Annotated in this window: 17 protein-coding genes, 2 tRNA genes and 1 pseudogene; 17 read left to right on the top strand and 3 right to left on the bottom strand. The window is 70.8% G+C overall.

What is annotated here, in order from left to right; translation table 11 throughout:
• Positions 1 to 9 precede the first annotated feature (9 nt).
• The 6 genes from Q0817_RS00195 (at position 10) to Q0817_RS00170 (ending at position 6,954) form a co-directional block, all read left to right on the top strand.
• Entirely contained in the window at positions 10 to 750 is a 741-nt protein-coding gene (locus tag Q0817_RS00195) for a maleylpyruvate isomerase family mycothiol-dependent enzyme (protein ID WP_298582452.1), read from the top strand.
• Positions 751 to 829: 79 nt separating this feature from the next.
• Positions 830 to 2,008 carry a tRNA dihydrouridine synthase DusB gene (gene dusB, locus Q0817_RS00190; RefSeq protein ID WP_298582449.1) on the top strand — a complete coding sequence of 393 codons (1,179 nt, stop codon included), beginning with the start codon at positions 830 to 832 and terminating at the stop codon, positions 2,006 to 2,008.
• A 31-nt stretch (positions 2,009 to 2,039) separates the two neighbouring features.
• Positions 2,040 to 3,371, top strand: a complete 1,332-nt coding sequence (locus Q0817_RS00185; RefSeq protein WP_298582446.1) for a deoxyguanosinetriphosphate triphosphohydrolase — start codon at positions 2,040 to 2,042, stop codon at positions 3,369 to 3,371.
• A gap of 116 nt (positions 3,372 to 3,487) precedes the next feature.
• Positions 3,488 to 4,816 carry an aromatic acid/H+ symport family MFS transporter gene (locus tag Q0817_RS00180; protein ID WP_298582443.1) on the top strand — a complete coding sequence of 443 codons (1,329 nt, stop codon included), beginning with the start codon at positions 3,488 to 3,490 and terminating at the stop codon, positions 4,814 to 4,816.
• Positions 4,817 to 4,921: 105 nt separating this feature from the next.
• Positions 4,922 to 6,802 (top strand): DNA primase, encoded by a 1,881-nt coding sequence (gene dnaG / locus Q0817_RS00175; protein ID WP_298582440.1) that lies wholly within the window; start codon positions 4,922 to 4,924, stop codon positions 6,800 to 6,802.
• Between the two features lie 79 nt (positions 6,803 to 6,881).
• Positions 6,882 to 6,954 (top strand) — tRNA-Asn (locus tag Q0817_RS00170).
• Between the two features lie 84 nt (positions 6,955 to 7,038).
• On the opposite strand, the gene Q0817_RS00165 is transcribed toward Q0817_RS00170, so the two are convergent.
• Entirely contained in the window at positions 7,039 to 7,302 is a 264-nt protein-coding gene (locus Q0817_RS00165; protein WP_298582438.1) for a hypothetical protein, read from the bottom strand.
• Positions 7,303 to 7,763: 461 nt separating this feature from the next.
• Here Q0817_RS00165 and Q0817_RS00160 point away from each other — a divergent pair, with 461 nt between their 5' ends.
• Positions 7,764 to 8,915: a heparan-alpha-glucosaminide N-acetyltransferase domain-containing protein gene (locus Q0817_RS00160; protein WP_298582435.1), complete on the top strand. Its 1,152-nt coding sequence runs from the start codon at positions 7,764 to 7,766 to the stop codon at positions 8,913 to 8,915.
• Between the two features lie 59 nt (positions 8,916 to 8,974).
• Here the strand turns inward: Q0817_RS00160 and ectB are convergent, their stop codons facing one another.
• On the bottom strand, positions 8,975 to 10,294 hold the full coding sequence (ectB, locus tag Q0817_RS00155; protein ID WP_298582433.1) for a diaminobutyrate--2-oxoglutarate transaminase: 1,320 nt from the start codon (positions 10,292 to 10,294) through the stop codon (positions 8,975 to 8,977).
• Positions 10,295 to 10,312: 18 nt separating this feature from the next.
• Here ectB and Q0817_RS00150 point away from each other — a divergent pair.
• From Q0817_RS00150 to Q0817_RS00115, 8 genes and pseudogenes are all read left to right on the top strand, one after another.
• Positions 10,313 to 12,673: pseudogene (locus Q0817_RS00150) on the top strand (amino acid adenylation domain-containing protein); the annotation flags it as partial.
• A gap of 262 nt (positions 12,674 to 12,935) precedes the next feature.
• Positions 12,936 to 15,083, top strand: a complete 2,148-nt coding sequence (locus Q0817_RS00145) for a Pls/PosA family non-ribosomal peptide synthetase (protein WP_298582430.1) — start codon at positions 12,936 to 12,938, stop codon at positions 15,081 to 15,083.
• A gap of 316 nt (positions 15,084 to 15,399) precedes the next feature.
• Positions 15,400 to 15,834, top strand: a complete 435-nt coding sequence (locus Q0817_RS00140) for a hypothetical protein (protein ID WP_298582427.1) — start codon at positions 15,400 to 15,402, stop codon at positions 15,832 to 15,834.
• Positions 15,835 to 16,014: 180 nt separating this feature from the next.
• Positions 16,015 to 16,869, top strand: a complete 855-nt coding sequence (locus Q0817_RS00135; RefSeq protein ID WP_298582425.1) for a phage holin family protein — start codon at positions 16,015 to 16,017, stop codon at positions 16,867 to 16,869.
• Positions 16,870 to 17,035: 166 nt separating this feature from the next.
• Complete coding sequence (locus Q0817_RS00130; protein WP_298582422.1) at positions 17,036 to 18,031, top strand: DMT family transporter; 996 nt, start codon at positions 17,036 to 17,038, stop codon at positions 18,029 to 18,031.
• Positions 18,028 to 19,281, top strand: coding sequence for a glycosyltransferase (locus tag Q0817_RS00125; protein WP_298582419.1), 1,254 nt, complete (start codon positions 18,028 to 18,030; stop codon positions 19,279 to 19,281). Before Q0817_RS00130 ends, Q0817_RS00125 begins: the two co-directional genes overlap by 4 nt.
• A 33-nt stretch (positions 19,282 to 19,314) precedes the next feature.
• Positions 19,315 to 19,388 (top strand) — tRNA-Ile (locus tag Q0817_RS00120).
• A 139-nt stretch (positions 19,389 to 19,527) separates the two neighbouring features.
• On the top strand, positions 19,528 to 19,764 hold the full coding sequence (locus tag Q0817_RS00115) for a hypothetical protein (protein ID WP_298582416.1): 237 nt from the start codon (positions 19,528 to 19,530) through the stop codon (positions 19,762 to 19,764).
• Here Q0817_RS00115 and Q0817_RS00110 read toward each other — a convergent pair.
• Positions 19,746 to 20,321 (bottom strand): M23 family metallopeptidase, encoded by a 576-nt coding sequence (locus tag Q0817_RS00110; protein ID WP_298582414.1) that lies wholly within the window; start codon positions 20,319 to 20,321, stop codon positions 19,746 to 19,748. The two genes, Q0817_RS00115 and Q0817_RS00110, sit on opposite strands and share 19 nt — an antisense overlap.
• A 436-nt stretch (positions 20,322 to 20,757) precedes the next feature.
• Here Q0817_RS00110 and rpsB point away from each other — a divergent pair, with 436 nt between their 5' ends.
• The gene (rpsB, locus tag Q0817_RS00105; RefSeq protein WP_298582411.1) at positions 20,758 to 21,672 is read left to right on the top strand and encodes a 30S ribosomal protein S2; all 915 of its coding nucleotides are present in this window, start codon (positions 20,758 to 20,760) and stop codon (positions 21,670 to 21,672) included.
• 111 nt (positions 21,673 to 21,783) lie between these two features.
• Positions 21,784 to 22,614, top strand: coding sequence for a translation elongation factor Ts (gene tsf, locus Q0817_RS00100; protein ID WP_298582408.1), 831 nt, complete (start codon positions 21,784 to 21,786; stop codon positions 22,612 to 22,614).
• The last annotated feature ends 198 nt before the right edge of the window (positions 22,615 to 22,812 follow it).

The raw sequence follows: 22,812 nt of genomic DNA, 5'->3' as shown, positions 1-22,812 counted from the left end.
GGAGGCCCCATGGTTGCCCGACAGGACCTCACCACCGACGAGGACCTCAAGGCCCAGTTGCTGCGGGTGCGCCGCGGCACGGCCTTCTGGTCCCGCAAGGTCAACGAGCTCACGGACGACGAGCTCGACGGCCCGTCGCTGTTGCCCGGCTGGTCCCGCCGGCACGTCATCGCCCACGTCGGCTACAACGCCCGTGCCCTGACCCGGCTCGTGCAGTGGGCCACCACGGGCGTGGAGACCCCGATGTACTCCTCCCCTCAGGCCCGCAACCAGGAGATCGCCTACGGGGCGACCCTGCCGGCCCGGGCGCTGCGGCACCTGAACGACCACGCCTCGGTGTCCCTGAACGTCGAGTGGCGGGACACCCCGGACGAGGCGTGGGGCCACGAGGTGCGGACCGCGCAGGGGAGGACCGTGCCGCTCACGGAGACCCTCTGGATGCGCAGCCGCGAGGTCTGGATCCACGCGGTCGACCTCGACAACGGCGCCCGCTTCTCGGACGTCCCGCGGGAGGTCCTGAGCCGGCTGCTGAGCGACATCGTCGGCAACTGGGCCGCGAAGAACACGGACCCCGGGCTGCGGATCCAGGTCACCGGCGCCCCGGAGCTCGGGGAACTCGGGGCCGGCGCCGGTCAGGACTCCGCGAGGACGGTGCGCGGGGACCTGCCCGCGGTCGCGCAGTGGGCCTCCGGGCGCGGCGGTCACCGCCTCGAGGCCGGAGCCGATCTCGAGAACCCGCGCTGGATCTGAGCACGCAGGACGCCGCAGGGCCCCGGGGCGCACCCCCGGGGCCCTGCGGCGTCCCCGTCCGTGAGAGAATTCCCCGGTGATGGACACCCGTACCGAGAACCAGACCGCCCGGCTCGACCTGCCGCCGCTGCACCTGGGCGACCTCACGATCGACGTCCCCGTGGTGCTGGCCCCCATGGCCGGGGTCACCAACAAGGCGTTCCGCCGGCTGTGCCGCGAGTACGGCGGCGGCCTCTACGTCACGGAGATGGTCACCGCCCGCGCCCTCGTGGAACGCCGGCCCGAGTCGATGCGGATCATCGACCACGACCCGGACGAGACGCCCCGCTCCATCCAGATCTACGGCGTCGACGCCGTCCACGTCGGCCAGGCCGTCCGGATGGTCGTCGAGGAGGACCGGGCCGACCACATCGACCTGAACTTCGGCTGCCCCGTGCCCAAGGTCACCAAGCGCGGCGGCGGCTCCGCCCTGCCCTGGAAGACCGACCTGTTCACCGCGATCGTGCGCACCGCCGTCCAGGAGGCCTCCCGCGGGAACGTCCCCGTGACGGTCAAGATGCGCAAGGGCATCGACGACGACCACCTGACCTTCCTCGAGGCCGGGCGGATCGCCCGCGACAGCGGCGTCGCGGCCGTGGCCCTGCACGGGCGCACCCTCGAGCAGCACTATTCGGGGACCGCGGACTGGGACGCCATCGCCCGGCTGCGGGAGGCCCTGCCGGACGTGCCCGTGCTCGGCAACGGGGACATCTGGAGCGCCGAGGACGCCGTGCGCATGGTCGAGCAGACCGGCGTGGACGGCGTGGTCGTCGGGCGCGGCTGCCAGGGCCGGCCCTGGCTCTTCGGGGACCTGCAGGCCGCCTTCGAGGGCCGCCCCGACCGCTTCCGCCCCGGGGTGGACCAGGTCGCCCGCACGATCTACCGCCACGCGGAGCTGCTCGTCGAGACCTTCGGCGACGAGGCCAAGGGCCTGCGCGAGATCCGCAAGCACGTCGCCTGGTACTTCAAGGGCTATCCCGTGGGCGGGGCCCTGCGCGCCCGGATGGCCCAGGTGCCCGACCTCGCGACCCTGCGTGAGCTGCTCGCCGAGCTCGACCTGTCCCTCGGCTACCCCGGGGACGCCGTCGAGGGCCCCCGGGGCCGGGCCGGAACGCCGAAGCGGGCCCAGCTCCCGCACGGCTGGCTCGACTCCCGCGAGCTGGGGGACGCCGAGCGCCTCGGGCTGGTCGCGGCGGAGCTCGACGTCTCCGGCGGCTGAGCCGGCCCCCACGACACGGAAAGGACCGGGCATGTCCCACACGTCCATCGAGATCGACCGCACCGGCGCACCCGCCCCGGGCTACGAGGCCCGCGACGTCGCGCGCTGGGTGGCGGAGGACCACCACAACAAGTACCGCTCCGATTTCGAGCGGGACCGCGCCCGGATCCTGCACTCCTCGGGGCTGCGGCGGCTGGCGGCCAAGACCCAGGTCGTCTCCCCGGACACCGACGACTTCGTGCGCAACCGCCTGACCCACTCCCTCGAGGTCGCCCAGATCGGCCGGGAGCTGGGCCGGATGCTCGGCTGCGACCCCGACGTCGTCGACGCCGCATGCCTCTCCCACGACCTCGGCCACCCGCCCTTCGGGCACAACGGGGAGTCGGCCCTGCACCGGCTGACCCAGCACATCGGCGGCTTCGAGGGCAACGCACAGACCCTGCGGCTGCTGACCCGGCTCGAGCCCAAGGTGCTCGACGACGACGGGGGCCCCGCGGGCCTGAACCTCACCCGCGCCGTGCTGGACGCGGTGTGCAAGTACCCGTGGGAGGCCCACGAGGCGCCGCTGCGCCCGGACGGGACGCGGTCCCCGAAGTTCGGGGTCTACACGGACGACCTGCCGGTGTTCGCGTGGCTGCGCGACGGCGCCCCGGCGCGCACCAAGTGCCTCGAGGCCCAGGTCATGGATCTCTCCGACGACATCTCCTACTCCGTGCACGACGTCGAGGACGCGATCGCCTCCGGACTCGTGCAGCTGGGCTGGCTCGCCGACACCACCCAGCGGGACCGGGTGCTCGAGCTCACCCGGCGCTGGTACCTGCCCGAGGCCGCGCCCGAGTCCCTCGACGCCGCCCTGACCCGCCTCGAGGACTCGTCCCTGTGGGTCCGGGAGATGGACGGGTCCCGCAAGGACCTCGCCCGGCTCAAGAACATGACGAGCCAGCTCATCGGCCGCTTCGCGATGTCCGCGGTCGGCGCCACCCGGGACATCTACGGCGAGGACCCGCTGACCCGCTACGACGCCCAGCTCGTGGTGCCCGGGGAGACCACGGAGGAGATCGGGGTGCTCAAGGGCATCGCCACGACCTACGTCATCACGGTGCGCGACGCCCAGCCGATCTACGACAACCAGCAGGAGGTGCTCTCCATCCTGGTGGGCGCGCTGATGGACTCGGACGGCCGCTACCTCTCGCCCGCCTTCGCCGCCGACTGGCACGAACTCGGCGAGGGGCCGGGCACGGAGGCCGCCCGGCTGCGCCTCGTCGTGGACCAGATCGCGTCCCTCACCGACCTCTCCGCCGTGTCCCTGCACGACCGGATCCGCGGCACCCACTGGCGGGTGGGGGACAAGCCGCTCTGGTGACCCGACCCGCCGGGGGCGGCTCCCGATCCCGTTCAATGACTGTGGGCTGGGTCGCACGCGGTGCCGCTCCCTAGAATCGGCGCGTTTGTGCTCCTCCTCACAAAGGTCTGATCGTCATGGGAAACTCCACCGGACCCGCCCCGCAGGCGGCGTCCCCCTCCTCCTCGGGCGCCCGGCCCGTCCTGCGCTCCCGGGCGTGGGTGGCGCCGCTGTGCTGGATCGCGGTGCTGCTGGACGGCTTCGACGCCGTGGTGCTCGGGGCGGTCCTGCCGTCCATGCTCGAGAACAACGAGCTGGGCATGACCACCGCCCAGGGCACCGCCGTGGCCACCGTCGGCCTCGTGGGCATGATGATCGGGGCCCTCACCATGGGGTACCTGACCGACCGGCTGGGGCGCCGCAAGATGCTCATCGGGGCCGTGGTCCTGTTCTCGCTGCTGACCTTCGCCGCGGCGTTCTCCCCGAGCGTCCTCGTCTTCGGCCTCCTGCGCTTCCTCGCCGGCCTGGGCCTCGGCGGCTGCCTGCCCACCGCCATCGCGATGGTCACCGAGTTCGCCCGTCTCGGCCGGGGCTCCAACGCCACGACCCTCGTGATGACCGGCTACCACGTCGGCGCGGTGCTGACCGCGGCGATCGCCATCGTCGTCGTCCGCCAGTTCGGCTGGCAGGAGATGTTCGTCCTGGGGTCCCTGCCCGCGCTGGTGCTCGTGCCCCTCATGCTGGTGTTCCTCCCCGAGTCGCCCTCGTTCCTCGCGTCCAAGGGGCGCACCGCCGAGGCCCGTGCCGTGGCCGAGCACTACGGGGTGCACCTCGAGCACCACACCGCCGAGGAGCAGGCCGAGACGGTCGGCGCTTCGATGCTGCTCTCCGCCGGCTGGCGCCGGAACTCGATCGCGATCTGGGTCGCGTCCTTCATGGGCCTGCTGCTCGTCTACGGCCTCAACACCTGGCTGCCGCAGATCATGCGCGCCGCCGACTACGACCTCGGCAACTCCCTCGGCTTCCTGCTGGTCCTCAACGTGGGCGCCATCGCGGGGCTGGCGGTCGCCGGTCGGGTGGCCGACCGGATCACCCCGCGCGTGGCGGGCATCATCTGGTTCCTCGGCTCGGCCGTGCTGCTCGCGGGCCTGGCGATCAAGCTGCCGCTGCTCGGCATCTACGTGCTGATCTTCGTCACCGGCTGCTTCGTGTTCTCCTCCCAGGTGCTCGTCTACGCGTTCACCGCCGCCAACCACCCGCCGCGCGTGCGCGCCACCGCGCTGGGCATGTCCGCCGGCGTGGGCCGACTCGGGGCGATCTCGGGCCCCGTCGTCGGCGGCACCCTGCTGACCGCCGGCCTGGCCTATCCGTGGGGCTTCTTCGCCTTCGCCGCGGTGGGCGCCCTGGGCGGGCTCGCCCTCACCGGCACCCGGACCCGGCAGGACCTGCGGGAACGCTCCCGCTGAGCCTCTGGCGGCTCCCGCTCCACGGGCCGCCCCCGGCCGCAGGGTGATCCACCGCGCGGCCCGGGGCGGCCCTCCGCCGTCCGGGCGCGCGCCTAGACTGTCCCTGTGGCAGGACTGATCAGACGCGAGGACATCGACGAGGTGCGGGCGCGCACCGACATCAAGGAGATCGTCGACGGCTACGTCACCCTCAAGAGCGCCGGCATCGGCTCCTGGAAGGGGCTCTGCCCGTTCCACGACGAGCGCACCCCGTCCTTCCACGTGCGGCCGCAGATGGGCACGTACCACTGCTTCGGCTGCGACGAGTCCGGGGACGTCATCTCCTTCCTCATGACCATGGACCACACCACCTTCTCGGAGACCGTGGAGAAGCTCGCGGCCCGGGTGGGCTACGAGCTGCACTACGAGCAGGGCTCCGGGCCGAACAAGGAGGAGGTCGGGCGCCGTCAGCGCCTGCTGGACGCGCACAAGGTCGCCGCGGAGTTCTTCCAGCGCAACCTCTACACCCGCCAGGCGGCCCCCGCCCAGCAGTTCCTGGGGGAGCGGGGCTTCGACGGCGAGGCGGCCCGGCGCTACGGCGTGGGCTACGCGCCCCGCGGCTGGGACCACCTGCTCAAGCACCTGCGGGAGCGCGGCTTCACGGACCAGGAGCTCAAGCTCACCGGCATGTTCTCCGAGGGCAACCGGGGTCTCTACGACCGGTTCCGCGGCCGGCTCGTGTGGCCCATCCGCGCGGTCGCCGGCGAGGTCATCGGCTTCGGCGCCCGCAAGCTCCACGACGACGACCAGGGCCCCAAGTACCTCAACACCCCCGAGACCGCCCTGTACAAGAAGTCCCAGGTGCTCTACGGCATCGACCTCGCGAAGCGGGAGATCGCCAAGCAGCGGCGCCTCGTCGTCGTCGAGGGCTACACCGACGTCATGGCCTGCCACCTCGCGGGCGTGACCACGGCCGTGGCCACGTGCGGCACCGCCTTCGGGGCCGAGCACATCAAGATCGTCCGGCGGTTCCTCTCCGACGACGGCGGCGGGGGAGAGGTGGTGTTCACCTTCGACGGCGACGCCGCCGGGCAGAAGGCCGCCCTGCGCGCGTTCGAGGAGGACCAGAAGTTCGTGGCGCAGACCTACGTGGCGGTCGAGCCCCACGGGATGGACCCGTGCGACCTCCGGCTCGCCCGCGGGGACGCCGCCGTGGCCGAGCTCGTGGAGAACCGCCGCCCCCTGTTCGAGTTCGCGATCCGGGCGACGCTGAAGAACTTCGACCTGGACACCATCGAGGGCCGCATCCGGGCGATGCGGGCCTGCGCCCCCATCGTGGCGCGGATCCGGGACCGCTCCCTGCGCCCCGCCTACGCGCGGCAGCTGGCGGGCTGGCTCGGCCTCGAGCCGGCGGAGGTCCAGCGCGCCGTCGACTCGGCGGGCCGCGCCCAGCACGAGGAGCGCCCCGCGCCGAACCGACCGGCGGAGCCCGAGGCGTCCGGGGCCGCCCCGGTCGAGCTGCCCGACGCCCGCGAGCCCGTGGCGCGGATGGAGCGCGAGGCGCTCGAGACCGTGATCCAGTGCCCGGACCTCATGCTCGAGCGGCACTGGGAGGAGTTCGGTCTCAGCGCCTTCCGCTACCCCGTGCACGGGGCCGTGCACGACGCGGTCCTGGCCGCCCGCGCCGGGCTCCTCGAGGGCGGGGCCGCCGTGCCCAACGGTCAGGTCTGGGTGGACGCGGTGCGCGCGCACCTGCCTGAGCCCCTGCACGGCTATCTCGCCGAGCTCGCCGTGACGCCGCTGCCGGCCACCACCCAGCAGCAGCTGGAACGCTACACCGCGGACATCCTCAACCGGCTCTTCGAGCTGCAGATCAACCGGCGGAAGTCGGACCGGCTGGCGGAGCTCCAGCGCACGGACCCCACGGGGCAGCGCGAGCGCTACCAGCAGCTCCAGCGCGAGCTGCTGGAGCTGGAGATGCAGCGGCGCGGCCTCCGCCAGGACTGACCCGCCCGGGCGGGTCCGGATTTGTCGAAGCCCGGCGGGGGCGGTAAAGTGATGGCTCGTTGCACGCGTGCGTGCACGGTCCCCCGTAGCTCAATTGGCAGAGCATTCGACTGTTAATCGAAGGGTTACTGGTTCGAGTCCAGTCGGGGGAGCCCAGCAGAAGGCCCTCACCAGCGGAGACGCTCGTGGGGGCCTTCGTCGTGCCGCCCCGGCGTCGTCCCGGCGCGGGGCGTGCCTCACCCCGTGACGCTGATCCGGACCCCGTCCGCGGGGGCGGGCACGTCGAAGACGGCCGTGTAGTTGAGGACGGCGGTCCAGACCGCCACACGGACCTCGGTCTCCGACATCCCCTCGGGGTGGGAGGACACGGTCACCGCCCACTCCTGGCCGTCGGACAGCATCTCCACGGACGTGACGGTGACGCCCCGGGCGGCGAGCGCGCCGACGACGCCGGTGCGGACGAGGGACTCGGCGGGATGGGCGTGGGGGATGGCGGTCATGGTGTTCGTCCTTCCGGCGGGAGCTCGGATCAAGCTCCCTTCCATTGACTCGCATCCAGTCGCGAAAGTAATGCCCGCTCTTCGGCGGACATCCCGGCCCAGGGCGCCGGATCCGGCCCGCTGCTGGGGGAAGGCCCGTGCGGGTCCGGCCGGGCGCCACGTGGACCCGCCATCCGCTCGCCGACCGCCTGTGACGGGACCGGCCGCGACGATGACGGCCCCTGCCGGGGAGGAAGCGCCGGGGTGCGAGCCGTCGGCCCTGGCGGGAGTCTTATGGAATCCTCAGGTTCCTCCTAGCGGGAGCAGAAGTCCGGGCCGCATCCTTGGTCGAGGGCGGCTCCGGATGCGCCGAGATCCCGGGCGGCGTCCGGCACACAGGGGGAACCATGCGTTGGATGGCCAGGACAGTCGGACCTCCCGCTCCCCGGGCACGGAGTACCGCGCGGAAGCAGACGAGACGCTTGGTAGGAGTTGACGCGGCCCGCGGACTGGCACTCATCGGCCTGATGTCGGTGCACGTCCTGCCGTACGCAGACGACGAGACCCTCGAGCCGACCTGGTCCTACATCCTCTTCTACGGGGACTCGGCGGCGCTGTTCGCGCTGCTGGCCGGCGTCGGCCTGGCCCTGGCCTCCGGCGGGACCCGACCGCACGGGGGCAGGGAGCTGACCGCGGACCGGGTGGCGCTCGTGGTGCGGGCCGTGCTGATCGCCGTGCTGGGACTGGCAATCGGCTCCTTGATGTCCGACGCTCTGCCGGTGGACAACATCCTGATCTACTACGGCGTTTTCTTCCTGCTGGCCGCTCCCTTCCTCCACGTGGGTCCGAGGATGCTGTTCGGCTCGGCGGCAGTCTTCCTGGTCATGGCTCCGGTGCTCATGCAGTTGTTGGGCGACGACCTGCCCGGGTTCGTCGCCGGCAACCCCACGTTCGGGGATCTGCTGACGCAACCCGTGGCGACGACCACCCAGTTGTTGCTGACCGGCACCTACCCGGCCCTGGCCTATCTGTCCTATCTGCTGGTCGGCCTGGGGCTGGGTCGAGTCGACCTCAGGAGCAGAACGATCCAGGTCCGCCTGCTGGCGGCCGGCGTGGCCATGGCAGCCTGCGCAAGAGGCGTCTCGTCCGTCCTCCTCTACGTCGCCGGGGGCTATGAGCAGCTGCTGGAGGCCTCGTCGATGGATGAACAGGACGTGGCCGAAGTGCTGATCTGGTCGGAGTCCTTGCCCACGGACACCTGGTGGTGGCTGGCAATCGCGTCGCCGCACACGAATACTCCCTTGGCCCTTGCTGCGAGTTTGGGGACGGGCCTGGCGGTCCTGGGCTTCTTCCTGCTGATCTCGAGGGCGCTCGGCGCCTGGTTGCTGCCGCTCTCGGCGATGGGGTCGATGACCCTGTCCCTGTACACCGCCCACCTGGTCGCACTGTCCTTCGAGGTCCACTACGACCGGCCCTACCTGTGGTTCACGATCCAGCTGATCACGGCGGTCCTGTTCGCCGTGGCGTGGCAGCGAGCACTGGGCCAGGGGCCGCTGGAGCGGGTGGTCGGCGCCGTGGCGAAGGGCGCTCGCCGGCGCTCGCTGGCTGCCTCCGCCGGAGCGGATCCCGGCTGAGAGCCGGGACCGCACCGGAACCGGGGCTCCCCGGGCGGCACCGCGGTGCCGCCCGGAGCTCAGCGGCCGCTGGTGCTGGGCATCGTCTCCCTGGCTTCCACGTGCGAGGAGTCGATCGGGTAGCGATCGGCGAGCACGGCCCTCGTGGCGTCCATCAGCACCTCGAGGCCTTTGTCGAGGTCTTCTCGGGTGATGTTCAGCGCGGGCATGGCCTTGAGGACCTCGGACCGCGCGCCCGAGGTCTCGACGAGCAGATGCCGTTCGAAGGCGGCGCCGGCGATCCGCTCCGCCAGTTCCGGGTCGGGGAAGTGGACCCCGGCGAGCAGGCCCCGTCCGCGACAGGTCGCTCCCTCCACCAGCGCCGCGATCCGCAAGAGGCCTTCCCCGAGCTGCCTCCCGCGCTCGACGACGGATCGCTGGAAGGTGCCGCCGTCCGCCCAGTACTTCTCCAGCGCGGCGGTGCCGGTGACGAATGCGGCGTTGTTGCCGCGGAACGTCCCGTTGTGCTGGCCGGGCTGCCAGATGTCCAGCTCGGGGCGCAGGAGGACCAGCGCCATGGGCAGTCCGTAGCCCGAGATGGACTTCGACAGGCACACGATGTCCGGGGTGATTCCGGCGTCCTCGAAGCTGAAGAAGGTGCCGGTGCGCCCGCAGCCCGCCTGGACGTCGTCGACGATCAGCAGGACCTCGTGCGCCCGGCAGAGCGCCTCGAGTTCCCGCAGCCACCCGGCACGGGCGGCGTTCAGGCCGCCCTCGCCCTGGACGGTCTCGACGATGACGGCGGCGGGACGTTCCACCCCGGAGCTGGAGTCCGCCCACGTCCTGGCCAGCCAGGACAGCCCCCACGACGGGTCGTCGAGATAGCCGTCGTACGGTGCGGTGGTGGCGAACGGCAGTGGCACCCCCGCGCCGTTGCGCTTCATGGCGTTGCCGGTGACCGACAGGGACCCCAGGGTCATGCCGTGGAAGGCGTTCGTGAAGGCGGTGACGCCGGTGCGCCCGGTGTTCAGCCGTGCGAGTTTGAGGGCGGCCTCCACGCTGTTGGTTCCTGTGGGTCCGGTGAACTGGACCTTGTGGTCGAGGCCGCGCGGCCGGAGGACATGGTGCTCGAAGGCGGTGAGGAAGCGGCGCTTGGCGGTGGTGTAGGTGTCCAGGGAGTGGACGACGCCGTCGGCGGCCAGGTATTCGAGCAGCGCACGTTTCAGATCCGGATCGTTGTGCCCGTAGTTCAGCGCCCCGGCGCCGGAGAAGAAGTCGAGGTAGACCTCGTCGTCCTCGGCGTGCAGCCGCGAGCCGCGAGCGGTCTCGAAGACCACCGGCCAGCTGCGGCAGTAGCTGCGGACGTCGGACTCGAGGTCCTCGAAGATGCTGGTGGACATGGTGACGACTCCCGATGGATGAGAAATGAGCGAGACGGTCATCGAGTCGATCCGTGTTCAGGTCGGACGCTCGTCGGTCGCGTGCTGCTGCGTGCCTGTCCTGGCGGATACTGCCTCAGGCGAACGTGTCCGGTCGAGACAGGAATTCGGGGAGCCGGCCACGGCCGAACGGCGCTCCGGTCGGCCGGACCGCGCGATGCCCCAGGACCTCGTTCTGTATTTACCGGCCGGTTATTGAATTCCCTCGACATGGCACAGACCTTAGTCACTTGCAAATGCTACTGCCCAGGAATTTCCGAACATTACCGGCATTTCGTTGTCACCATGCAAAATACCTGCATCTGCATGTCGTATTTGCGTTGGCACCTATCTGACCTGCAGAAACATCGCCGCACAGTCTCCAACGTTTGCATTCGCGGGGTTACGCTGATTTCTGTCCGACCACTCCGGCAAGGGGATTCCGGAGGCTCCAGAAGGTCGATTGAAGCCGTGATGCCAGGGCATTGTCACGTTGACGTCACGGCTTTCTTTGAAATGCGTTGGGGGAGCCACATGAGTTCGAGTGTTGACAGCACATCGCAGCGGTACGACCTGGCGCCGTCGGCCCTGCCGTCGAAGCATGTCGGTCCGGTGCACACGTCCCTCCTGGGCGACGAACACGTCATCGGGCGACGGGGGACTCGACTTGAGCAGCTCTTCGAGGCCGTCTGCGACCGTGTCAAGGACGAAGGTCGGGAGGGCCGCCTCGCCGTGGTCACGGACGAGGCGCGTCTGAGCTACGCCGAGCTCGACGCCCGGGCGAACCGCCTGGCCCGCCACCTCCTGGCACTCGGTGCAGGCCCGGGTGACCGGATCGCCCTGCTCTTCGACCATGCCGTACCCGCCTACACGGCCATGCTCGCAGTGCTGAAAATCCATGCAGCCTACGTGCCCCTCGATCCTGGCTTTCCCCCGGACCGGATCGCGTACATCATCGAGGACGCCGAGGTCTCACGAGTGCTCACGCTGGCGAGCCTGGAGGCCGTTCTTCCGGAGGCCACCGCACCTCTTCTGTGCCTGGACCGCGAGCAGGCTTGGATCGACGGCCAGGATTCCGCGCGCGTGCCTCCCCTGCAGAGCACGGCGGGCCAGGACGACCTCGCCTACATCATCTACACCTCCGGCTCCACGGGCCGCCCCAAGGGGGTGGCCATCGAGCACGCCAGCATCTGCAACTTCGTCCGTGTCGCCGCCGACGTCTACGGGATCCAGCCACACCACCGCGTGTACCAGGGCATGACCATCGCCTTCGACTTCTCCGTCGAAGAGATCTGGGTTCCGTGGATGGTCGGGGCGACGCTCGTGCCGAAGCCCCGTGGTATCGCGCTGCTCGGTGCCGAGCTGGCCGAGTTCCTGACCGAGAAGCGGGTGACGGCGATGTGCTGCGTCCCGACGCTGCTGTCGACCATCGAGGACGACCTTCCCGACCTGAGCTTCCTCCTGGTCTCCGGCGAGGCCTGCCCCCGGGATCTGATCGTCCGGTGGCACCGGCCCGGGCGTCGCTTCCTCAACGTCTACGGTCCCACCGAAGCGACGGTCACAGCCACCATGGCGGTGGCCCGCCCGGATCGCGCGGTCACACTGGGGGAACCCCTGCCGACGTACTCCGCCGTCATCCTGGATCCTGAGAGCGCACGGGTCCTTCCTCGTGGTGATCTCGGGGAGATCGGACTGGCGGGCATCGGACTCGCCAGAGGGTACGTCAACAGGGACGATCTCACGGCCAAGGCGTTCATCCCCGACTTCCTCGGCATCCCCGACAACCCGTCCGGCCGGATCTACCGGACGGGGGACCTGGGCAGGCTCAACGAGGACGGGGAGATCGAGTACCACGGCCGCATCGACACCCAGGTCAAGGTGCGGGGCTACCGCATCGAGTTGAGCGAGATCGAGTCCGTGCTCCTCCGCGTGCCCGGCATAGTCCAGGCCGTGGTCAACACCTATGAGCCGGAGCCAGGGTGCCCGGAGCTCGTCGGCTACTACACCGTTCGCCACGACGTCGACGAGCTGCAGGCGCAGAGGATCCGCGAGCACCTCCGGGAACGACTGCCCGGATACATGGTGCCGGCCTACCTGGAGCGGCTGGACCGGATGCCCACGTTGCCCAGCGACAAGGTGGACCGCAAGAACCTCCCGGCTCCGCGCGGACCCCGGACCACGAGCAGCGGTGACGAGTACATCGCCCCTGTCTCCGGGATGGAGCAGATTCTCGCCGAGACACTGTCGGCGACCCTCCGGGTGGAGAAGGTCTCCTCGGCGGCGCACTTCTTCAACGACCTCGGCGCCAACTCCATGCTGATGGCGCAGTTCTGCGGACGCCTACGCAAGGACGAGCGCGTGCCGAGCGTGGCGATGCGTGACATCTATCTCAACCCGACCGTCGCTGCCCTGGCCGCAGTCGTCGGGGAGGGCAGTGCCAGCGGTTCGAGCGCGGTCGCGCCCCCGTCCGATGCCGCGGAGCTGCCCGCGCAGGTGAGCGCCCTCCGGTACGCCGTGTGCGGGGCGGTGCAGGCGCTGTTCTTCCTCCTGTCGACGCTCTGGGCCTCCTTCCCTCCTGTTGGAGGGCTATCTCTTCGCGTCGAGCGGCCAGGGAATCCTCGGCGTGCTGTGGCGTTCGTTCCTCTTCGGCTTCCTGATCCTTCTTCTGACGATCCTGCTGCCCGTCGTGGCCAAGTGGTTGTTGATCGGCCGGTGGAAGACCGAGGAGTTTCCCCTCTGGACAGCGCGCTATCTCAGGTTCTGGGTGGTCAAGACCCTGATACGCGCCAATCCCATGGGCATGTTCGTGGGTACGCCCGTCTACCCCCTGTACCTGAGGGCCCTGGGGGCGAAGGTCGGAAAGCGTACCGTCATCCTGTCGCCCGTCGTGCCGGCCTGCACGGACCTCCTGTCCATCGGTGACGACACCGTCATCCGCAAGGACACGGTCTTCAACTGCTACCGGGCGCACCGCGGGATGATCCAGACCGGCCCCGTGACGATCGGCCGCAACGTCCTGGTCGGCGAGGCCTCCGTTCTGGACATCGGCACGTCCATCGGCGACGACGCCCAGCTCGGCCACGTCTCGGCCCTGCATGCCCACCAGGCCGTGCCCCCAGGGCAGCGCTGGCACGGGTCGCCGGCCGAGCCGACCGACACGGACTACCGCGCCGCCGAGCCCGCGGTCTGTAGCACCCTCCGGCGCATTGCGTACAGCGTCTTCACCGTCATCAACCGGGTCTTCTTCGTCTCTGTCATCGGTCTGGGCCTTCTCGCCCTGCTACTGCCGAGCTACCTGTCGACCGGCCACCTCGACCACACGGAGCCGGCCTTCTTCCTGCATCTGATCTTGGTGTCGTTCGTCCTGTTCTTCGGGACGACCGTGACCGGCCTCGTCGCTGTCGCCGTCGTGCCCCGGGTGCTGAATCTGTTCCTCGAGCCGGACCGGGTCTATCCGCTGTACGGGGTGCACTACGTCCTCCAGCGCGCCGTCGCCCGGCTCACCAATGTGCGCTTCTACATGCTGCTGACCGGGGACAGCTCGCTGATCGTGCACTACCTGCGTCTACTGGGGTACAAACAACCAGGGCTCGTGCAGACCGGTTCCAACTTCGGTGTGGCGCAGAAGCACGAGAACCCGTTCCTGGTCACCATCGGCAGCGGCACGATGATCGCCGACGGGCTCTCCGTCATGAACGCGGAGTACTCCAGCAGCTCGTTCAGGATCGCGCCCGCGTCGGTGGGTTCGAAGAACTATTTCGGGAACAACATCCACTATCCCTCCGGCGGTAGGACCGGCGACAACTGTCTGCTCGGCACCAAGGCCATGGTCCCGGTGGACGGTCCGGTCCGCCAGGGTGTCGGTCTCCTGGGCTCCCCGTCCTTCGAGATTCCGCGCTCCGTGCGCCGGGACATCGAGATTCGGGACAGGACGAGCGGTGCGGATCTGCGGGCCGGGCTCCGGGGCAAGAACAAGCACAACGCCGTGACGCTGCTGCTCTTCATGCTCAGCCGGTGGATCCTCGTCGCCGTCGCGCTGCTGGTCGCTTCCTACGCCGTCGCGCTGCACTCCCTGTACGACGTCCTGGCGGTCAGCGGGGCATTCATCGTCCTGTTCGTCTTCACCCTCGGCTTCCTCATCCTGATCGAGCGTGCCTCCCTCGGATTCCGTCGGCTCGACCCACTGTTCTGCTCCATCTACGACGCCCGATTCTGGCGGCACGAACGCTTCTGGAAGTTCATCATCGAGGGAGTCGTCGAGGTTTTCAACGGCACACCGTTCAAGCCCGTGGTCTGGCGGCTGCTCGGTGTGCGGATGGGCAAGCGGGTCTTCGACGACGGATGCTTCTTCCCCGAGAAGACCATCGTCACGGTCGGTGACGGGTGCACGCTGAACGCCCGGGCTCTCGTCCAGTGCCACTCCATGGAGGACGGCGCCTTCAAGCTCGAAGGCATCACCCTCGGCAAGGGGTGCACCGTCGGGGTGAACGCCTTCATCCACTACGGCGTCACGATCGGCGATGGAGCGTGCATCGAGGCCGATTCCTTCCTGATGAAGGGGGCCGAGGTCCCGGCGCAGACGACGTTCGGCGGCAATCCCGCCTGCGAGCTCTCCGTCGCGTCCGTCGTCCTGCCCGCAACGGCCGGCCGCCATGCCGATCTCTCCAGGCGGAGACACTCTGCACGCACGCTTCGCCGAGCCGGTCACGGCCGTCATGCGTCTCGCGTCCGCCGGGGAGCGTTGTCCCCGCTCTCGGGGCCTCGGCAGTGAACGGCTGCCTCGAGTGCCGTTCCCATCACCGGGGTCGGTCGCAGCAGCGGTCCGTTCCCGGGCGGGATACCTCGGCAGAGCCGCGGAGCGAGCACGGCGCCGCCCGCAGCGCCGGGGTGCCCGAGCGGGGGCGGGAGCCCGGAGCGCCGGACTGCCGGGATCCCGGACCGAACTCACTCCGTGACTACCAGCGGGTCCACCGAGCGGTAGTGCCGAAGCGTGACCGGAACGCACCCCGATCGTCACCGTTTGCTATTGAGTCCCTTGTCAGAAGCGAATTAAGCTCATCTCACCTGATACACCAAGGGGGAGCACAGTGAAAACTCTGGAAAAGCTGGTAGCAAGCGTCGCCGTGGCGGGACTGCTGTTCGGGGGAGCAGGACCGGCGCTCGCCGATGGCGGCGGCGACCGCGAGAAGGACAAGGACAAGGACAAGAGGCACAGCAGGTACGACGAGCGGAAGAACGGCGAAGTGGATGTCGTCGTCAACTACCGGCACAAGGGCCACTGGAGGACGAAGACCTTCGAGGACAAGAGCCTCGAGAGGGCGGCCTCCATCGCGAAGGAGAAGTGCCACGGCGGCGACTGGCGGGAGTACTACAGGGACGCCCGCAAGGTGGACCGGACCGGCAAGACGGACAAGGTCTGCAACAAGCGGTACGTGAAGGTCTACTTCGAGCAGGACGAGGACAAGGACCGGCACTGGGACAAGGACAACGGCAAGGACAAGGGCAAGGGCCGGGACAAGTAGGACCGACGCTGAGTCCGACCCTGACGCACTGACGGGAGGGGCCCGTCCGGGACACCGGACGGGCCCCTCCGCACGTCGCGGCAGGCCACGTCACGGCCCGGTGCTCGCCCGCCGTCGGCGTCCCCGATGGTAGCTTGGTGCTCAGTCCACGTACTTTTCTCATCATCAACGGAGGCGGGCATGAGTCATTCGGTAGGCCCCAGCACGGGCGGGACGTCGGGAACGGGGTCGGAGCACTCCGACCCCGGATCGGCGTCGATCCTCGACGTCGTCAAGGTCTTCGCCCGGCTGCTGCCCAAGCAGCTCAAGGACGAGGCGCAGCTCGCCAAGCTCGAGCTCACGGAGAAGGCGAAGACGCTGGGCAAGGGGGCGGCCTTCGTTGTCGTCGGCCTGGTCTTCCTGCTGCTGGCCACGATCGCTCTCGTCGGTGCGGCGATCGCCGGTCTGGCGCAGGTCATGCCGGCCTGGCTGGCGGCCCTGCTGCTCGCCGTGCTGTTCCTCATCATCCTGGCCGTCGCGGCGCTCATCGGGGTGTCGACCATCAAGAAGGCCCTTCCGCTCGTGCCGCGCAAGGCGGTCTTCGGGACGAAGTACGACCTCGGCGTGGTCAAGGAGGGCTCCGCCTACACCGAGAGCCGCGTCCAGCGCGAGGAGCAGCTGGCCCGCGAGCGCAAGGAGCAGGAGAAGCGCGAAGCCGCCCAGGACCCGGCGCGGCAGAAGCCCCCGGCGCCCACCGAGGAGCAGCTGCGGCACCGGCTCAAGCTGCGCCGCGAGCACCTCAAGACGCTGCGCGACGACGTCCAGGGCCGTGCGGAGACCATCCAGTCCACCACCAAGGGCTTCATGGACCGCACCAGCCGCACCGTGAAGACCACCCCGAAGGACGTCAAGGGTCTGCTCGCCCAGGGCGGCGCGAAGTCCGGCTCCCGGTCCGGCACGGGGCAGGCCGGAATCGGCGAGCGGTGGCAGCCGCTCACGGTGCTGGCCGTGGCGGGGAGCGCGTTCGTCGTCTTCCTGCGCAAGCTGTTCCGGTGACGTCGCCGTCCATGGCCCGCCCGTGGACGAGCGCACCGGTCGAAGGCCCGGAAGCCACAGGCTTCCGGGCCTTCCCCGTGCGTTCACCGGGTGTCCATGCGCCCCGGGCCGGAGGGGTGGGCCGGGTCGATAGACTCCCGGGCGTGACGACAGATCGGAGGGCGCGATGAGCCAGTGGCTGGCCGTCGCCCTGGCGCTGCTCTCGGCCGTGTGCCTGGCGGTGGGGACGCAGCAGCAGGGCAGCGCCGTGGCGGACGTCGCGCACGGACGGCTGGGCCTGCGCAGTCTCGCGGTCCTGCTGCGCCGTCCCCGCTGGTTGCTGGGGCTGACGCTGCTGGGCGCCGGCACCGCGCTCAACGTCACCGCGCTCGGCCTGGCCACCGTGACGGTGGTCCAGCCGATCGGCGTCGTGGCCCTCGTCATCACCACGCTGCTGCACGCTCGGCACCGCCGGCTGCGGATCAACCGGCGCACCTGGACGGCGATCGGGCTGTGCACCGCGGGCGGCGCGGTCTTCGTGACGTGCGCCGTGGCGGCGACCGATCCTGCCCGGGGCATCTCGCGGTGGGCCGAGCACACCGTGGTGGTCATGCTCGTGGTGCTGACCTGCGTCCTGGCGGTCTCCGCGGCCATGTTCGGCCGCAGTCTGGGCGGGACCTTCTACGTGGTGGGGGCCGGCATCCTCTACGGCTTCGTGGCGGTGCTCGTGCGGCTGACGCTCATCCGCATCCAGGGCAGCGCCGGAACGCCCCTGGACGACGTCAACTGGCTGGCGGTGGGCGCGGCAGTGGTCGCGGCCGTGCTGGGCGGGTGGTTCGTGCAGACGGCGTTCGCGGCCGGGCCGCCGGACCTCGTGATCGCCGGACTGACCGTGATCGACCCCATGGTGGGCGTGCTCCTGGGGATGCTGGTCCTGGGCGAGGCGGCACCGGGCTTCTCCGTCCCGGTCGGGGTCCTCATGGCCGCGGCCGGTGGCGTTGCTATAGTCGGGGTCGCCGTGCTCTCGCAGCACCACCCGGAGGTGCTCGAACGCCGCGCCGAGCTCGCACGGCATGACCGGACGCGACCAGCCCCGGGATCCTCGGCACCGCGTCCCGCGGCCCCGCAGTCCTCAGCACCCGACCGCCCAGCACACGACCGACCACCGGGAAGACACGCTTGAGCGCCGACACCACGTCCTCCGACCGCCACCTGACCGTCCTCCTGGGCGCCGAGACCTATCCGCCGGACGTCAACGGGGCCGCCCAGTTCGGGCACCGTCTCGCCCGCGGCCTGCACGAGCAGGGTCACCGGGTGCACGTGCTGTGCGCCCGCCCCGGACCGGGGCCGTCGTGCCGGGCGGAGGACGACGGCGTGGTCGAGCACCGCCTGCGCTCCCACCGGGCGTTCACCCACCCGTACTTCCGGCTGTGCTTCCCGTGGCAGGTCGCCGGGGAGATCCGCCGCGTGCTCGACGAGGTCCGCCCCGACATCGTCCACGTCCAGAACCACTACATCCTGGGCCGGATGCTGGTGCGGGAGGCCCGGCGGCGGGGCATCCGCACGGTGGCCACCAACCACTTCGTGCCCGAGAACCTGGAGCCGTTCCTGCCGTTCCCGGCGTGGGTGCTGGACCGGTACCGCGCCGTGTCGTGGCGGGACATGGTGCGGGTGTTCGGCGCCTGCGACGTGGTGACCGCCCCCACCCCGCTCGCGGTGGAGACCATGCGCCGCCACGGCTTCCCCGACACCGTGCTCGCCGTGTCCAACGGGATCCGGATCGCCGACTACGAGGCCCACGACGACGAGGGGCGGCGGCGGGCCGGACACCCGACCGTCCTGTTCACCGGCCGGCTGGCGGTCGAGAAGAACGTCGACGTGCTCATCGAGGCCCTCTCGCTGCTGCCCGCCGAGCTCGACGCCCACCTGGAGCTCGTGGGCGACGGCGAGCAGCGGTCCGCGCTCGAGAAACTGGCGAGGGCCCTCGGCGTCGCCCAGCGGGTGCGCTTCCTGGGGTACGTCCCGGACGAGGAGCTGCGCGCGGCCTACCTCCGGGCGGACGTGTTCTGCCAGCCGGGAACCGCGGAGCTGCAGTCCCTGGTGACGCTCGAGGCGATGGCGGCGTCCCGGCCCGTCGTCCTGGCCGATGCGCGGGCCCTGCCGCACCTGGCAGAGGACGGCGTCAACGGCTGGCTCTTCGCCCCCGGCGACGCCCAGGATCTGGCGCGCAAGCTCGCCCTCGTCCTGGGCGCCCCGCCCGAGGAGCGCGAACGGATGGGCCGCGAGAGCCGGCGCAAGGTCGCCCAGCACAGCTTCCCGCGGACCCTGGAGACGTTCCTGCGGCTCTACCGCGGCGGGCACCCGGAACCCGCGCGCGCCCGTGCCCCGGGCCCGGGGCGGATCCGGAGCAGGCTGGCCTCGCTCGTGCGGTAACGTGGTGCTGCGCCGCCGGGCCCGTTCCGGCGCGGGGCCGTAGCTCAGCTGGTCAGAGCAGAGGACTCATAATCCTTCGGTCGTGGGTTCAAGCCCCACCGGCCCTACCCGTCACCCCTTTCACCGTGCCCCTGACGGTGGGAGGGGTGCTCCTGTCGGCCCGTCCGCTCCACCGGGTGCGCGGCCGCCGTGGATGTGGTGCACTGGTGGTCCGATCCGCGCACCACCCACCGTAAGGACCCCGAGATGAGCCGCCGCACGTCGTGGAGCCTCCTGTCCGTCGCCGCCCTGGCGCTCGCCGCGCTGACCGGCTGCGACACCAGCGCCGAGGAGGTCGAGGGAGGCGTCGACCAGGTCCAGGAGGGCGCCGACCAGGTCCAGCAGGAGGTCGAGGAGGGCGCCGGCGAGCTCCAGGAAGGTGCCGAGGAGCTCCAGCAGGAGGTCGAGCAGGGCGTCGAGGACGCTCAGGACGACGAAGGCTGAGCGCGCGCCCGCAGCCGCTCCCCGGGCACGGGCAGCAGCACCGACGGGTCGAGCGCGCCGACGAACCCGAGCGGATTGACGTAGTCGCCGTCCCGGCGCACGCCCCAGTGCAGACAGCTCCCCGGACCGCAGTGGTCGCGGCCGCGCAGCACGCCCACGACCTGCCCGCGGTGCACCCGGTCCCCGGCGACCAGGGCCGACTCGACGGGCTCGAAGCTCGAGCGCAGACCCCGGCCGTGGTCGAGCGTCAGCACCGGGCGGTCCACCACGAACCCCACGAAGCTCACCGTCCCCGCCGCCGGGGCGCGCACGGTCGCGCCCGGAGCCGCCTCGAGGTCCACGCCCCGGTGCCCCCGCGCCCACCGCTGGGCGGGCGGGACCCAGTCGCCCACCACGGCCGGTCGCGGCGCCAGCGGCCACGCCCACTGCTGCGCCGCTGAACCGGGGGAGAGGGCGGCGGCCCCGAGGGCGAACGAGAGCACCAGCGCCGCGGCCCGGCCCGCCCGGGGACGCCGCGGGCGGCGGACCCGGCGGGGCCGGGCGGATCGGATGAGCATCCCCCCACGGTCGGTCCCCGTGCGGGGCAGCGGGCCGCCCGGGACCGTGCTGTGGACGGATCCGGAGCCCGGTCGGCGGCCCCCGGCCGTGTGCAGGGCGGATGGGCCCCTGTAGTACACTTGACCCCGCAGTGTGCTCTCTGTGCCTCCACGGCATGCCCTCGCGACCTCCCCGGACCCGGCCCCGACGCCGGAGCCGACGGCGCGGTGGCGAGCAGCTGACTTCGCGCGCAGCGCCGCCGGGACCTCCCGTCCCGGCCCGGCCGCCCCGGTCCGCGTTCCCCGTCCCGGCGGGGTGCGGCACGGCGGTCGGGAGACGGACCCGCAGGGTCCGCCCACCGCTGCGCCAGGGGCTCGTCCGCCGGACGCAGCCGAGAACCGTACCCGCGGGCCGGGCGCCGTCGCGCGCCCTCCCGCACGAGAACAAGGAGACGACATGTCTGTCGTTACCATGCGCCAGCTCCTCGACAGCGGCGTGCACTTCGGCCACCAGACCCGCCGCTGGAACCCGAAGATGAAGCGCTTCATCTTCACCGAGCGCAACGGCATCTACATCATCGACCTCCAGCAGTCGCTGTCCTTCATCGACCGCGCCTACGAGGCCGTCAAGACCACCGTGGCCCACGGCGGCACCATCCTCTTCGTCGGCACCAAGAAGCAGGCCCAGGAGGCCATCGCCGAGCAGGCCACCCGCGTGGGCATGCCCTACGTGAACCACCGCTGGCTCGGCGGCATGCTCACCAACTTCGCCACGGTCTCCAAGCGCATCGAGCGCATGAAGGAGCTCGAGGAGATCGACTTCGACGACGTCGCCGGCTCGCAGTACACCAAGAAGGAGCTCCTGCTCCTGCGCCGCGAGAAGGAGAAGCTGGAGCGCACCCTCGGCGGCATCCGCAACCTGACCAAGGCCCCGTCCCTGATCTGGATCGTGGACACCAAGAAGGAGCACCTCGCGGTGGACGAGGCCCAGAAGCTGGGCATCCCCGTCGTCGCGATCCTCGACACCAACTGCGACCCCGACGAGGTCGCCTTCCCGATCCCCGGCAACGACGACGCCATCCGCTCCGTCAACCTGCTGACCCGCGTGATCGCCGACGCCGTGGCCGAGGGCCTCATGGAGCGCCACAACAAGAAGTCCGGCGGCGCCGACCAGGCCGCCGAGCCGATGGCCGAGTGGGAGCGCGAGCTGCTCGAGCAGCACGCCGCCGAGCAGACCGCCGCGGCCGAGGCCCCGGCCGAGACCGCCGCCGCGACCCAGGCTCCGGCCGAGACCGAGACCGCCGCCGCGACCGAGGCCCCGGCCGAGGCCGAGACCGCCGCCCCGGCCGAGACCGAGACCGCCGCCGAGTAGTCTCCGTCCACCGTTCGTTCCCCTCGGCCGGGGCACCGTCCCCGTCCGAGGTCGGCCGGGGCGGGCTCGCGCCCGCCCCGGCCGGCACCACCGACTACGTGAGGAGTTTCCATGGCGAACTACACCGCCACTGAGATCAAGGCCCTGCGCGAGCGCACCGGCGCGGGCATGCTCGACGTCAAGAAGGCGCTCGACGAGGCCGACGGCGACCTCCAGAAGGCCCAGGAGATCATCCGCGTCAAGGGCCTCAAGGGCGTCACCAAGCGCGAGGGCCGGGCCACGGCCGAGGGTCTCGTCGCCGCGCGCGTCGAGGGCACTGTCGGGTACATGGTCGAGGTCAACTCCGAGACCGACTTCGTGGCGAAGTCCGCCCCGTTCGTCGAGTTCGGCAACAAGGTGCTTGACGCCGCCGTGGCCGCCGACGCCACCACGCTCGAGGCCCTCATGGACGCCCAGGTCGACGGCAAGGCCGTCTCCGAGCTCGTCACCGAGACCGGTGCCCTGCTCGGCGAGAAGGTCGTCGTCCGCCGCATCGCCCGCGTCGAGGGCGACAACGTGGCCGTCTACCTCCACAAGACCTCCAAGGACCTCCCGGCGCAGGTCGGCGTGCTGCTCGCTGTCGCCGGCGCCGACGCGGGCCAGGTCGCCCACGACGTCGCCGTGCACATCGCCGCGATGTCCCCGACGTTCCTCTCCCAGGAGGACGTGCCCGCCGAGACCGTCGAGTCGGAGAAGCGCGTCGCCGAGGAGACGGCCCGCGCCGAGGGCAAGCCGGAGAAGATCCTCCCGAACATCATCAACGGCCGCCTCAAGGGCTACTTCAAGGACGTCGTCCTGCTCGACCAGGACTTCGCCAAGGACTCCAAGAAGACCGTCGGCAAGGTGCTCGAGGAGGCCGGCGCGACCGCCACGGCCTTCGCCCGCTTCCGCGTCGGCGCCTGACCGGTCCCGTCCGGGCGCCCAGCGTCCGCTCCGCGCAGGAGGCGCCTCTGCACCGCAGGGGCGCCTCCTGCGTCGTTCCCGCCCTGACCTGGGGCGACGCTCCCAGGGCCCCGGGGGCCGGCGTCGGCGGGTGGGCGTGTTCTGTATGCTGAGGGAGGCCCGGCCCCGAGCCAGCTGCACCCTCGCGGGGTCGAGCCG

Source organism: uncultured Kocuria sp. (assembly GCF_947500125.1).
Lineage (GTDB): Bacteria > Actinomycetota > Actinomycetes > Actinomycetales > Micrococcaceae > Kocuria.
Note: the sequence above shows the minus strand (reverse complement) of the source record. Positions and strands in the feature narration are given on the sequence as shown.

Coding starts and splice junctions, on each gene's coding strand:
- Q0817_RS00195 (WP_298582452.1), top strand. CDS start 10: ATGGTTGCCCGACAGGACCTCACCACCGACGAGGACCTCAAGGCCCAG.
- dusB (WP_298582449.1), top strand. CDS start 830: ATGGACACCCGTACCGAGAACCAGACCGCCCGGCTCGACCTGCCGCCG.
- Q0817_RS00185 (WP_298582446.1), top strand. CDS start 2,040: ATGTCCCACACGTCCATCGAGATCGACCGCACCGGCGCACCCGCCCCG.
- Q0817_RS00180 (WP_298582443.1), top strand. CDS start 3,488: ATGGGAAACTCCACCGGACCCGCCCCGCAGGCGGCGTCCCCCTCCTCC.
- Q0817_RS00165 (WP_298582438.1), bottom strand. CDS start 7,302: ATGACCGCCATCCCCCACGCCCATCCCGCCGAGTCCCTCGTCCGCACC.
- ectB (WP_298582433.1), bottom strand. CDS start 10,294: ATGTCCACCAGCATCTTCGAGGACCTCGAGTCCGACGTCCGCAGCTAC.
- Q0817_RS00135 (WP_298582425.1), top strand. CDS start 16,015: ATGAGTCATTCGGTAGGCCCCAGCACGGGCGGGACGTCGGGAACGGGG.
- Q0817_RS00130 (WP_298582422.1), top strand. CDS start 17,036: ATGAGCCAGTGGCTGGCCGTCGCCCTGGCGCTGCTCTCGGCCGTGTGC.
- Q0817_RS00115 (WP_298582416.1), top strand. CDS start 19,528: ATGAGCCGCCGCACGTCGTGGAGCCTCCTGTCCGTCGCCGCCCTGGCG.
- Q0817_RS00110 (WP_298582414.1), bottom strand. CDS start 20,321: ATGCTCATCCGATCCGCCCGGCCCCGCCGGGTCCGCCGCCCGCGGCGT.
- rpsB (WP_298582411.1), top strand. CDS start 20,758: ATGTCTGTCGTTACCATGCGCCAGCTCCTCGACAGCGGCGTGCACTTC.
- tsf (WP_298582408.1), top strand. CDS start 21,784: ATGGCGAACTACACCGCCACTGAGATCAAGGCCCTGCGCGAGCGCACC.